Below are 12,876 nucleotides of genomic sequence, written 5' to 3'. Positions count from 1 at the left end.
CAGTATTATGGTCAACAGCGGATCGCCAAAAATGATATTCAGCAAGCCGCGCCCTAACGTGTATGCAGCCATCCCCCATAAGGATGAAGGCCAACCGGCGTTGATCGATGCGCACAAAGCCCTCCTCATTATGCATATTTAGCCGAACCGCTGATCAATCACGCGCCGCACAGCGTCTATGTCCGGAGGCAACTCAATCGGCGGATTGGTATACTGCCCAACTACATCACGCAACGTTCCTTCATGGTATTCGACTTTGAATCGGCTGAATTTCAAACCGTGCGCAGTTGAAATGACAACGACCCGATCACTGCGTTTGATCTCGCCGCGTTGCGCCAGCTTAATCAGCGCAGCCAGCGCCACGCCAGTGTGCGGACAGGCATACGCGCCGGTGCGGTCGGCGCGGGCCGCCGCATCGGCCAGCTCCTGCTCGGTGGCCTGCTCAACAATCCCGTTGAAGCGACGCAATATGCTGATCGCGCGGTTAATGCTCACCGGATCGCCGATCTGAATGGCGCTGGCCGCCGTCGGCTGCGCTTTGATTGGCTGATACTCGCGAAAACCGGTCAGGTATGAGCGGTAAAGCGGATTGGCATTGGCCGCCTGAGCGGTGACAATCCGGGGTAGACGATCGATTAGGCCGAGTTCATGCATCATCAACAAACCCTTGCCTAACGCAAAAGTGTTGCCCAGGTTCCCGCCGGGGATAATGATCCAGTCCGGCACTTCCCAATCAAATTGTTGCACAATCTCGATGCCAACCGTCTTCTGCCCCTCAATGCGCAACGAATTGAGCGAATTGGCCAGGTAAATGCCATTATCAGGATTAGCAGTAATCTCGCGCACGATCCGCATACAGCCATCAAAATCGGTATCGAGCGCCAGCACGAGGGCGCCATGCGCTACCGGTTGCACCAACTGCGCGATGCTCACTTTCCCCTTGGGCAGGAACACAATGGTTGGAATGCCGGCTGCCGCGCCATAGGCTGCGAGCGCCGCCGAAGTATCGCCGGTAGAGGCGCAGGCAATTGCCCGGATCGGTTTGCCCTCACTGATCATCTGTTTGACGACGCTGACCAACACCGTCATCCCAAGGTCTTTAAACGAACCGGTGTGTGAATTGCCGCACATCTTGATCCAGAGGTCATCAAGCCCGATCTCGCGCCCAAACCGCTCGGCCCAGAAGAGGTTTGTGCCACCTTCAAACATGCTGACAACGTTATCATCAGACACGATCGGGCACACCCACTCTTTTTTTCCCCACACACCGCTGCCATACGGCCACGTTGTGCGCATCCAGCGCTCATCGAAGAGGCGTTTCCACTCTTCAGCGCTACGCCGGGCCAGCGCGGCCATATCGTGCTGCACTTCAAGCAATCCACCCGACCGACTGTAGTAAACGACTTCGGTCAATGGGTATCGCTCGTTGGGATCATCTTGCGCGGCAAACCATGCGTGATACATCGTCACTCGCTCCTGCCAACAATGCCCGCTCACCCTGCGCGCGGGAATGAAAGAGGTTTTTAAGCGGTAAAACCATGCCCACCCTTGGACAGCTCGTATTGTACCGCACCCGCGCCACCTTGTCATCGATGCGCAGATTGTGCCGCTTGTCTTCGGTTCCAGATAACACCGCTGCCGGCCCGATCATCTCAAATGTGGTAGTGGCATGCCTGCGCTCTCGCGCGGCGTTGCCCATATCAGTGTACAATGGCAATTGACAGACGCCAACCGTCTGACTACGACAATTCACATTGCGCCGTTCGGCGTGAGGGAGGTTTGCACAATGCGGCATGTCCGCGCACTCTTGCTTGGTCTCTCACTCATTGCGCTGGTCATATCGTGCGCCGGCTACGTTTTGCTGAGTGAATTGCGCGCCACACCCGCCACCGCTGGCGATCCGGTTGAGTTTATCGTTGCTCCCGGCGAGACTGCTGACGCTATTGCTACCCGCCTGGGCGAAGCCGGCCTGATCCGCCAGCCAGCCCTGTTTCGAGCGCTGGTGCGGTGGCGCGGGCTTGATCAACAAATCCAGGCTGGACGCTATGTGCTGAGTCCGACTATGACGATGAGCGACATCTTGATCGTTTTGCAGAGCGGTCGAGTGGTCAACGATGTGCAGGTCACGATTCCCGAAGGTCTTCGCCTTGAAGAGATTGCCACGATCATTGCCGCTGCCGGTCTCGTCAGCGAAGAGGAGTTTCTCGCCGTAGCTCGCGATGGTGAACGTTTCCGCGCCGACTATTTCCTGCTTAGCAGCCTGCCACCCGGCTCCACCCTGGAAGGCTATCTCTTCCCTGATACCTACCGCTTTGCTCCCTCGGCCAACGCCGAAACTATCGTTCGCAAGTTGCTCGATCGCTTTGTCGAGCAGTACAGTACCATCGAACGCTCAGTGCGCGTGCCCGGAGTAACCGTGCATCAGATCGTTACGATGGCTTCGATCATTCAGCGCGAGGCGGCTCTGCTCAGCGAAATGCCGCAGATTAGCGCCGTGTTCTGGAATCGGCTCAAACCCCAATACGCACCCATTTTTGGTGGCGGTCTGCTCGGCGCCGATGCTACGGTGCAGTACGCGCTGGGTTTTGATGCCAGCGAAGGCACCTGGTGGCAACGCGAACTAACCCTCGATGAACTTGCCATTCAAAGCCCTTACAACACGCGAGTGACACCCGGTCTACCACCCGGCCCAATCGCCGCTCCCGGCCTGGCGGCGCTCACTGCGGCGGCCCAGCCCGATGAGTCGGTGCCATATCTCTTCTTTGTTGCCAGTTGCGCGCTCGATGGCTCGCACAAATTTGCAACCACAATCGAGGAATTCCGCGTCTACGAAGCAGAGTGGCTGGCATGCCAATCGAATCAACCATGACACCAGAGATTATCTTGATCGGCGATCCGGTCTCTCATTCTCGCTCGCCGGCGATGCACAATGCTGCCCTGGCAGCGCTCGGCATTGCAGCTCACTACCGCGCCGTGCAGACAACCGCCGCTGAATTGCCAGACCGCATCACCGCGCTACGTCAACCGACATTTCTGGGCGCAAATGTGACTTTGCCTCATAAAGAAGCCGTCATCCCACTCCTCGATGAACTAGAACCGACGGCGGCCCGCATTGGCGCCGTCAATACGATAGTGCGCCAGCCCGATGGTCGGCTGATAGGCGCCAATACCGACGCGCCAGGACTGCTGGCCGACCTTGCTGCCGCTGGCTGGACGGCAACCAGGCAGGAAGTCGTTATTCTCGGCGCATCGGGCGCTGCGCGAGCTGCTGCTTTCGCCCTGGTCGATGCCGGTGTCACCAGTCTCTGGATCGTTAACCGAAACCTGATGCGGGCAGTTGATCTGGTGGCTGCAGTGGCTGCTAACCAGCCAGCGCTGCAAGCGCGGGCACTGGCCCTCTCCGATCCGGTAGTGGCAGAGGTTGTCGCAAACTGCACGCTGCTGATCAATGCGACTGCTCTCGGCTGGCGCGATGGCGAGATACCGCTGCCCGATCCACCGGTCGGCCCGCACTGTCTGGTCTACGATATGGTCTACCGCGAAACCGCTTTGCTCCGTGCTGCTGCTGCTCGCGGCGCGCGCGCGCGCGATGGGCGCGGGATGCTGGTGGAACAGGGGGCGCTGGCTTTTGAACGCTGGACGGGTCGTTCAGCGCCGCGAGCGATAATGTGGCAGGCTGCATTTGGCGAGGAACCAAAACCATGATCGATGTGGTCATAGTCATAGCCGGTCTGGCGCTGGGTAGTCTGCTCAATGTGCTCATCATCCGACTACCCCGCGAAGAGCGCTTGCTAGGCTGGCCGCGCTGCATTCGCACTGGCCAGCCATTGCGATGGTGGCAGATGCTGCCGGTAGTGGGCTGGTTACTGCAACGTGGCCGGGCTGCCAATGGTCAACCCTTGCCCTTGATCTACCCGTTGGTCGAAATTGCCAGCGCACTCTGGCTCTGGCGACTGTTCCATCTTTACGGCCTTAGCCCGCTCTTCGCCTATCTCGCCTTTGTTGGCGCCATCTTGATCGTTACCGGCGTCATCGACTGGCTTCACCGCTGGATCTATACCTTTGTCATTCTGGGTAGCGCCTTGATCGCCTTCGGCTGGGGATCGCTGGTGGGCGCCGGATGGCGCGATCTGCTCCTGGGCGGTCTTGTCGGCGGGGTCGGCTTCTTCTTCCTTTACCTGCTCGCCCTGGTCCTCTTTCCAGGCAAATCGGCTCCCTTTGGGTTGGGCGATGTCTACCTCGCCATCTTCATCGGCGCAGCGCTTGGGTTGCGTCACCTCGGCCCGGCCCTGATCTTCGGCGTCTTCATGGCCGGCTTTGTTGCCGCTGGTATCCTGATTGCCCGCCGGCTGGGTCGCCAAACCCCAGAATATTTGCCTTACGGCGCTTACCTGTGTCTGGGAGTATTGCTCTACGTTGCGCTCGGCGCCTATCAATTGTAAGCCCATCTGTCGCCTGACCTGGTTTTGGATAACGACTCCAGGGGCTTCATACGCCTTACTAGACTGAGCAAGCGCGCTCGCTGTCAGATCGACACGGCGTTAACGTCGATGGCACAACACCCATTCCCGTTCTACACACTGCCTGCTACTAACGCAGTGATACGCTCTATAATGCGCCCGTTTTATCTGGCTCCAGCGCCGGCAACAATTGCTCAGCGGCAACCGCAAGATCGGCCCTCTCGCGCAATACTATCGTCGAGTGCTTGCCATAACCGGTACAATGAAACCAGCCTCCTCACACCGACAAAAGAATGATCGGCTCAATATCCAGCGTCAGTGAGATACGCCTATGATCGGTCTTATCCCTGCTGGCGGAATGGCAACCCGTCTTGGCCCATTACCATGCAGCAAAGAGCTGTTACCTGTGGGCGCTTTTATCGACCCGAACGGCTTGCGGCCAAGGCCCGTTATCACATACCTGCTGGCCCAATGGCAACGCGCCGGTATCGAACGTGCTCTGATCGTCGTGCGGCCAGGGAAATGGGACATCATCAACTATCTGGGCGACGGTCAGGCATTTGGGCCACAGCTTGCCTACCTGACCGTTCACGAACCACACGGCGCTGCGTATACGCTGGCCGCCGCATTGCCGTTCCTGCGCGATCAGACAGTAGCGCTGGGATTGCCCGACGTGATTCTGACACCCGATGAGGTCTTTGCAACCCTAAAGGCGCACCACACCAGCAGCCAGCCCGATCTGACCCTTGGCCTCTTCCCGTGTGAACGACCACACACCGCCGACATGGTAGCCCTGACCACAGACAACCAGGTCACAGCCATCGACATCAAACCATCGCACACTACCCTGCGCTGGACGTGGATGGCTGCGATCTGGTCACCGGCAGTAACTGACATCCTGGCTGAAGTAGTTCAGCGCGACCGCACCGCTCGCCTGCATGATCCAAACCGCGCCGAGTTGCACATCGGCGCGGTCTTTCAAGCGGCAATCAGGCGCGGCTTGCGGGTTGAAGGCGTCACCTTCCCCGCCGGAAGCGCCCTTGACATCGGCACACCAGCGGGGTGGGCAGCAGCCAACGCCATTAAAACACATCCGCAACCATAATTGCCTGATCACGCTCTGGCCCAACCGAAACAATCCCCAACCGGGCGCCCACAAGCTGACAGATCCGGGCAACATACGCCTGCGCCGCTTCTGGCAGATCGGCAAACCGCCGCGCATGGCGCGTTGGCACTGACCAGCCAGGCATCTCTTCGTAGATCGGCTCTACCTGAGCCAGAATAGCCGTCGTCATCGGCGGATATTCCAGCACAGCATCGTTTAGTTTATAGCCAGTACAAATTTTCAGCGTCTCGATCCCATCCAGCACATCGAGCTTGGTAATCGCCAGAGTATCAATCCCGTTTACCTGCGCCGCGTAGCGTGTCATCACTGCATCAAACCACCCCACCCGGCGCAACCGCCCGGTTGTGGTGCCTACCTCGGCCCACGGCGTCCCGATCTGGCGCAACGTATCGGCAATCGGCCCGTCAACCTCTGTTGGAAATGGGCCTTCACCCACGCGAGTCGTATACGCTTTGACCACGCCGATCACCGAATTGAGCCGGGTTGGGCCAATACCACTACCCTGGCAAGCGCCAGCAGCGCCGGGCGGTGATGAAGTCACAAACGGGTAGGTACCGTGGTCAATATCGAGAAGTGCGCCTTGAGCGCCCTCTAGAAGCACCGGCAGATCCTTTTCCAGCGCTCGATGAATGATAGGATGCACATCAGAAATGTGATTGGCCAACCGCCGGCCATACTCTAAATAGGTCATGTAGGTATCGTGCAACGAGAGGGCAGGCGCGCCGTAGAGCCGGGTCAACACGCGATTCTTCTCTTCCAGCACAATCCGCAATCGGTTGAGCAATGTCTCTTCGTGCAGCAGATCTCCCATACGAATGCCGGAACGGCTCATCTTATCAGCGTATGCCGGCCCAATGCCGCGACCGGTGGTGCCGATCCGCGCCTCGCCGCGCGATTGTTCTTGCAACTGATCAAGCTGAATGTGGTAAGGCATGATCACGTGCGCGCGATCGCTGACAAACAATTTGGCCGTCGAAACTCCGCGCGATTCGAGTTCCTCAATCTCTTTGATCAAGGCCTCGGGATTAATCACAACACCGGGGCCAATCACGTTGACGATACCCGGATCAAAAATGCCAGAAGGCACGAGATGTAACTTGAACGTGCCGAGGTAGTTCACAACGGTATGGCCGGCATTATTGCCACCACCGTAGCGAATGACCAGACGGGCGCGGGCCGCCAGTAGATCAACCAGATGGCCTTTGCCTTCATCGCCCCATTGCGCGCCAATTAATGCAACAACCGGCATTGTCTCTCTCCCTGTAGATGGCGCCCATTGCTCGAACTACGGTTGAACGCCTTTGCTTTGCGCAACCGCAGTCTGCATAGTGACGCTTCTGACAACCCGAAAAGCTCTTTCCCTCCAACCGCTGCCCTGCGAGTGTAGCATGCGCCACGACGAATCAAGAGCGGTGACTGAACTCTCTGCTTAGTCACAGGAGACGGTGCCCATGTACTGACGCATTGATACAAGTATCCCGGCAATTCGCCCCGATGGGATGGCTGGCCAGCAAACCGCTTCCCAATGTTCAGACCGATAGCCTGCTGCAATCATTTGCGTCGGCTATCAACCTGATCGCCACACCGCTTTCATGCTCGCAAGACCGCCCGCAGACTGGCCAGTGCCTCATCGACGTGGCGCGGTTCGATAATCAACGGCGGCAAGAGACGCAGCACATCTTCACCCGCAGTAGCAACCAGCAATCCGTGGTGATGGGCCGCTTCACGCGCGGCGCTTGCCGAGCCGGCAATGCGCAGGCCACGCATCAGACCACGTCCGCGCAATTCAAGCACAGTATTGGGCAATTCGGCAGCCAGATCGTGTAACGACTCATCAAGATAATTGCTTACCTGCTGCACATGGGTCAGGAAGGCCGGATCGCTAATCTTGCGAAACACTACTGCGCCCACTGCTGTCGCCAGAGGATTGCCCCCGAAAGTCGTGCCGTGATCGCCAGGCTGGATCGCGTCGGCCACATGTTGACCCATCAAAACGGCACCAATCGGCAATCCACCGGCCAGCGGCTTGGCAACTGTCATGATGTCAGGCTGTACCCCAAGCTGCTCGTGCGCCCAGAGTGTACCGGTGCGGCCAACCCCACATTGAATCTCATCAAAGATTAGCAATGCGTTGTAGCGCTGGCAAAGTTCGTGCGCGCCTTGCGCAAAAGCGGGATCGGCAGCGCGCAAGCCGCCTTCACCCTGCACCGGTTCAAGCACAACTGCGCACACATCGTCACCCATTGCCGCCTCGAGCGAAGCTAGATCGTTGTAGCGGGCAAAGCGCACACCTGGCATGACCGGCATGAATGGTTCACGGTATTTGTCGCGGGCAGTGATCGCGACAGCGCCCATCGTGCGCCCGTGAAAGCTGCCATCAAAGGCAACAAATGTGGTCTTGCCTTCGCCAAAATGAGCGCGGGCGTAGCGACGGGCAAATTTAATCGCCCCCTCGATAGCTTCGGCGCCGCTATTGCAAAAGAACGCTTTCTCGAAAGCGGGGCTGCTCTGCACCAGTAATGCTGCCAGCTCGATTGCCGGACGGGTATGGTAAAGATTCGACACGTGAATCAAGCGAGCTGCCTGCTCATTGATGGCATTCAACACATCTCGATCACCGTAGCCGAGCGCATTGACGGCAATACCGGCGACAAAATCAAGGTAACGCCGCCCCTCGCTGTCGTAGAGATACACCCCTTCACCGCGCTCAATCACAAAATCGGCGCGCACATAACTCTGCAACAGATAATCGTGATCGGCCTGAATCAGGTCTGCGGCGCGCTCGCCGGTCATAGCATATCCTTTCCCTCGCGATTGCCAACCTTACTTACGCGCAATTATACCATCGGCGCGGTCATACCGTAGAGCCGCACTGTGACGCAGTTCCGGGCAGTTGTGTGGTATAACGGAAATGTAGCCAGATTGCTCTTTCATCCGAGTGTCACGCTATGACGAGATAAGCTGCAAACGTGAACATCGCACTGAAATTCTATCAACGTCTCATCCGCTGGTTGTTTCATCGCCTCTACCACGAACTGGCCTGGAGTTACGATTTGATCGCCTGGCTGGTCTCTGCCGGACATTGGCAACGTTGGGTTGAGGCTGCTGTGCCGTCATTGCACGGAAGAGTGCTGGAGCTGGGATGCGGTCCCGGTTATTTGCAACGCGCTCTGGCCGAACGCCCTGATGTGGTCGGGATTGACTCATCGCCGGCAATGCTACGTCGCGCAGCGCGCTTTACCAGGCGACTTGTTCAGGCTGACGCTCGTCAATTGCCATTTGCCGATGCCAGTTTCGATACAGTCTGCGCCACCTTCCCGGCAGAGTATATTCTCGATCCGGCGACTCACGCCGAAATCCGCCGTGTGCTGGCCCCTAACGGCCAACTGGTAATCGTTGATGGCGGGCGGATTGAGGGGGGTTATGGCCGTCTGATTGACGCCGTCTATCGGCTGATCTGGTTGGGACGCAATGCGCGCGATCTTCCTCCAGAGTTCAAGATCGGCGTATTTCACCTGCGCGTCCAGCGCGTTTTTGTCGGTGACAGCAGTGTGTTGGTGATGGTCGGGAGACCGCATGAAACCAGATCTGAGCTTTGAATACGCGCTTCGCGCCCGTGGATACCAGACGCTGGCCGGGATTGACGAAGCCGGACGCGGTTGCTGGGCCGGGCCGGTGGTGGCCGCAGCCGTCGTGTTAGCGCCGATAGTGTACGAACAGCCAGATTTGCTGGCAATGGTCAACGATTCGAAACAGTTGAGCGCCGCCGCTCGCGAGCATGTATACACCATCATACAGACCTGCGCTCAGGGCATCGGTGTAGGTATCGTCCCGGCCTTTTTGATCGACGCTTACGGTATCCTGCCGGCTACTCGCCTGGCAATGACCCTGGCAGTACTATCGCTGCCTTGCGCTGTTGATGCGCTGCTGATCGATGCCGAACGGCTATCCAACCTGAGTCTGCCGCAAGAGTCGCTGGCGCGTGGCGATGCGCGGTCATTGTCGATTGCTGCCGCTTCTATTATTGCCAAAGTTACGCGCGATCGGTTGATGCAAACCGCCGACCTTTGCTATCCACAGTACGGGTTTGCGCTGCATAAAGGGTATGGCACTGCCGCTCATCAGCGCGCGCTCAGGCAACATGGCCCATCGCCAATCCACCGCCAGACTTTTCAACCGGTGCTGGAAGCATTGCATCCCCTGGAGAATCCATGAATCTACGTGAACACCTCATCACTTCAACCCTGCTGGCCGCTGGTTTGTACCTCCGTCGCCCGCAAGCTGCTGCTCTGCTCATTACTGGCGGCGTACTTATCGATCTCGATCATCTCATCCTGTACGCCTGTCGCACCGGCGATTGGAGCATCAGCGGCGCGCTGAGCTACAACCGTTATCGCAACCGGTTGCCCTGGCGCGGTGATAATCGACCGCGCTACGGTTCACTGCGCTCGTGGCTCCACCAGCCGCTCCTGGTCTTGCCACCGCTTTGGACGCTAACCCAACGCTGGCCGCGCCTGCGTCCGTTCGCAATCGGCGTTACCCTTCACCTCTTGCTCGATCACGTCTCGCTACCGTTCATCTGGGCAGCTTACCTGCGCAGCAGAGGTCGTTGCAGTCACTGTGGCAGCCACCAGCACGTCGAAGTCTACCGCCGTCCCCGTCGCGACGATCACCGCCTCGGCTGGATCGCTCTCTGTCGCCGGTGCTCCGATCTCAGAGTGTGGTACACTACTAATGATAGACATACGCAATCAATTGATTACCGCCTGTCTGCTTGAACTGGAAGGAGTGCCTGGGATGGATCCTGATGACGATCTGTTACCCGAAGATCCGATCAATGAACTCAGTCGCCTCGCCAGTGAAGCAATTGATGGCCAGGCCAAAGGCGCTACCTCGGCTGAGCGGCGGCGACGTTGCGAACGAGTGCTAGAACTAGAGGCGCAAGGATTCGTCAACGATGAGCGCGCCTGCTTTCTGGCCGGATTGGTCATGATCTGCGGCGAATCGGTCGCCGATTTTCATCACGCCCACCGCTTTGCCAGGCGAGCAACCCAACTAGGCGATGAACGGGCATGGACATTGCGCGCAATGGCCTGGGACCGACTATTGATCGAATTAGGTCGTCCACAACACTTCGGCACCCAGATCATTCGGATCGGTGGGCGCTGGTCACTCGGCGAGGTCAATCCCAACGTAACCGACTGGGAACGCGCCCTGTTTGGCGTGCCACCACTGTATGTCCAGCTCCAACGAGTAGAAGAACTGCAACGTTCTGAGTAGCTTACCACCCCATACCTGACCTGTTTCGACTCTTGTCACGAGCTGGCGCATGCGCGACTGCGCCGCCGAATCCTCCTGTCTCAACCTCCATCACTGGCTAGCCTGCTTGCAGCGAAATGATACCGGCTCATTATGCTATCGCCGGTCAATGACACACGGAATGGATTAGATGGGTACGGAGCACCGTACCCATCCGCCGCTTATTCGGGCAGCTTGTTTGTTTGCGCGCGCTCCAACAGTTGTTAGCTGTGGAAATGTTATCTGTGCCTGTTAGGTAAGTAGACTATCAAGGCCTGATAATACTTCTGTATACGTACTATGTTGTGTCAGTCGGCAAATTACAATATAAATATATTTTTAATTAATACCAGGAACATAAGTATTAGTTTTTCGCTTAAAACCAGTTATATCAATAAATTATAAACACATGAAACGATCTGTAAACTTGTTTAACAATTCTACTCGTAACGATAGTGTAATCTATGCAACTTGTTCGTTCCTCGCCACGAGGGATACATTTTCATTACGTTATCAGGTTAGTCTCAGAAACGGGGGGTAACAATGAAACGCCTTTCGCCACGTTCGTTGTTCGCTATCGGTTTTAGCGCGGCACTGGCTCTCACGCTGGCCTGGTTTGCGTATGGCGCCGCAGCTTCACGAGCGCGGGTCGAAATCTTTACGCCGCAAGGAGTGGCGCCATGCGCAGCCAGTCGCACCCCAGAGCCGGCTATCTTCCAGACGCAGACGCTGCTGGCACGTTTTGACTTCTATCGAGTACTTGAGCCACCTTTCGGCCCTGAACCCGTCGAAGTAGACATCACCTTTCCCGATGGGCGCGTCTTTACCATCAGTGCCGCTCAATTTCTCGACGGTGTTATCGACATGCCAACCAACGTTCAATTTGCTCGCTTTTCCAACAACGCTGGTCAACTTTCCCTCAACATCACAATCCCGGGCACCTGGCCTTATGGGTGCTACCGCCTGAGCGGGCGCGGTCTCAGCAGTGGTGGCGCCAATACGGCATCAGCCTTCTTTGTCGTCATTCCCGGTGGTCGGCCAGGGCCAACCGGAACCGCCACGCTGCGCGCTACTTTAAATGGGCAGGAAACCAGCGTCATTCAGCAAGGTCAAATTCTGGAAATTGATGGACGCGGCTTCATCGGTGGCGAACAGGTCTCATTCTGGTTGACCGCTCCCGATGGCACGGTCATCGACTTCCCGCCCGGACAGGCCGTTGTGCAGGCCACACCCAGCGGCGCTGTTTCGACTTCGTTCCAGTTTGAAGGCAAGAATCCGGTCGGGCGCTACACGGTAACGGCGCTAGGAAATACCAGTGGGTTCCGGGTCTTCGCTCACTTCGAACTTATCTCGCGGCCCGTGACGCAACGCGGCCCAGCGCGACTGTCGGTAGTGGTGCCGTCCGGAGCGGTGGCGCCGCAACGGTCGATCTTCTATGCGAACGGCGATCTCTTCTTCCCAGGTGAGCGGGTCGATCTGTGGCTAACCCTACCGGATGGCGCGGTGCGCGGCTTTCCCTCCACGTTTGCCGATCCAGTGTCCGGTCAGTTTATGGTAGAACTCTTTCTCGATGAGCGCTTGCCGGTTGGTTTCTACCAGTTGACAGCCCAAGGCGCTGTCAGCCAGCAACTGGTGATCGCCACCTTTACCCTCACGCAAACAGCCGACACTATCGCCAATCCACAACCGGTTCCGCAAGTCGGTTTAGACAACAATCCATCGACACCACCTAATCTGAGCTTCACCGACCCAGATCCGACCAATATCAACGAATACGGTAATCCTGACGAATAAGCGGTATGGGGGTGGGGGTACGGCATGCCGTACCCCCACCATACATTCTGTACACGGCAACGTCGTTGGCCGATAGATTGCCGCTCTCTCTCCGGCGGATAATGATCATCCTCAATCTGCCGGTCTATCTGCCCAACAGGTGCAGATTGCATTTCCAACATCAATAACCGGTAAACTTCGCGCAAACGAACGAGCTGC

The 12,876-nt window shown here is 57.6% G+C and carries 12 protein-coding genes; 9 read left to right on the top strand and 3 right to left on the bottom strand.

Features of this window, described 5'->3' with window-relative positions; all coding sequences use genetic code 11:
* Positions 1-138: 138 nt before the first annotated feature.
* On the bottom strand, positions 139-1,464 hold the full coding sequence (gene thrC, locus Q0650_RS15185; RefSeq protein ID WP_298820445.1) for a threonine synthase: 1,326 nt from the start codon (positions 1,462-1,464) through the stop codon (positions 139-141).
* Between the two features lie 322 nt (positions 1,465-1,786).
* Here thrC and mltG point away from each other — a divergent pair, with 322 nt between their 5' ends.
* From mltG to Q0650_RS15165, 4 genes are all read left to right on the top strand, one after another.
* Positions 1,787-2,869, top strand: coding sequence for an endolytic transglycosylase MltG (gene mltG / locus Q0650_RS15180; protein WP_298820443.1), 1,083 nt, complete (start codon positions 1,787-1,789; stop codon positions 2,867-2,869).
* The gene (gene aroE / locus Q0650_RS15175; protein WP_298820441.1) at positions 2,848-3,705 is read left to right on the top strand and encodes a shikimate dehydrogenase; all 858 of its coding nucleotides are present in this window, start codon (positions 2,848-2,850) and stop codon (positions 3,703-3,705) included. The genes mltG and aroE overlap by 22 nt, the downstream gene beginning before the upstream one ends.
* Positions 3,702-4,442 carry an A24 family peptidase gene (locus tag Q0650_RS15170; RefSeq protein WP_298820439.1) on the top strand — a complete coding sequence of 247 codons (741 nt, stop codon included), beginning with the start codon at positions 3,702-3,704 and terminating at the stop codon, positions 4,440-4,442. Before aroE ends, Q0650_RS15170 begins: the two co-directional genes overlap by 4 nt.
* A gap of 349 nt (positions 4,443-4,791) precedes the next feature.
* A complete protein-coding gene (locus Q0650_RS15165; protein ID WP_298820437.1) occupies positions 4,792-5,565 on the top strand; it encodes a sugar phosphate nucleotidyltransferase in 774 nt (257 codons plus the stop codon).
* Here Q0650_RS15165 and Q0650_RS15160 read toward each other — a convergent pair.
* Complete coding sequence (locus tag Q0650_RS15160; protein WP_298820435.1) at positions 5,543-6,835, bottom strand: adenylosuccinate synthase; 1,293 nt, start codon at positions 6,833-6,835, stop codon at positions 5,543-5,545. The two genes, Q0650_RS15165 and Q0650_RS15160, sit on opposite strands and share 23 nt — an antisense overlap.
* A gap of 341 nt (positions 6,836-7,176) precedes the next feature.
* Positions 7,177-8,379, bottom strand: coding sequence for an aspartate aminotransferase family protein (locus Q0650_RS15155; protein WP_298820433.1), 1,203 nt, complete (start codon positions 8,377-8,379; stop codon positions 7,177-7,179).
* A gap of 176 nt (positions 8,380-8,555) precedes the next feature.
* Between Q0650_RS15155 and Q0650_RS15150 the strand changes: the two genes are divergently transcribed.
* From Q0650_RS15150 to Q0650_RS15130, 5 genes are all read left to right on the top strand, one after another.
* The gene (locus Q0650_RS15150; RefSeq protein WP_298820431.1) at positions 8,556-9,185 is read left to right on the top strand and encodes a class I SAM-dependent methyltransferase; all 630 of its coding nucleotides are present in this window, start codon (positions 8,556-8,558) and stop codon (positions 9,183-9,185) included.
* Positions 9,163-9,801, top strand: coding sequence for a ribonuclease HII (locus Q0650_RS15145; RefSeq protein WP_298820429.1), 639 nt, complete (start codon positions 9,163-9,165; stop codon positions 9,799-9,801). Before Q0650_RS15150 ends, Q0650_RS15145 begins: the two co-directional genes overlap by 23 nt.
* Positions 9,798-10,364: a hypothetical protein gene (locus Q0650_RS15140; RefSeq protein ID WP_298820427.1), complete on the top strand. Its 567-nt coding sequence runs from the start codon at positions 9,798-9,800 to the stop codon at positions 10,362-10,364. The genes Q0650_RS15145 and Q0650_RS15140 overlap by 4 nt, the downstream gene beginning before the upstream one ends.
* The gene (locus Q0650_RS15135) at positions 10,321-10,866 is read left to right on the top strand and encodes a hypothetical protein (protein ID WP_298820425.1); all 546 of its coding nucleotides are present in this window, start codon (positions 10,321-10,323) and stop codon (positions 10,864-10,866) included. Before Q0650_RS15140 ends, Q0650_RS15135 begins: the two co-directional genes overlap by 44 nt.
* Positions 10,867-11,427: 561 nt before the next feature.
* Entirely contained in the window at positions 11,428-12,678 is a 1,251-nt protein-coding gene (locus Q0650_RS15130; RefSeq protein ID WP_298820423.1) for a hypothetical protein, read from the top strand.
* The last annotated feature ends 198 nt before the right edge of the window (positions 12,679-12,876 follow it).

The sequence above is a fragment of the uncultured Chloroflexus sp. genome, from assembly GCF_937129525.1.
Lineage (GTDB): Bacteria > Chloroflexota > Chloroflexia > Chloroflexales > Chloroflexaceae > Chloroflexus.
Note: the sequence above shows the minus strand (reverse complement) of the source record. Positions and strands in the feature narration are given on the sequence as shown.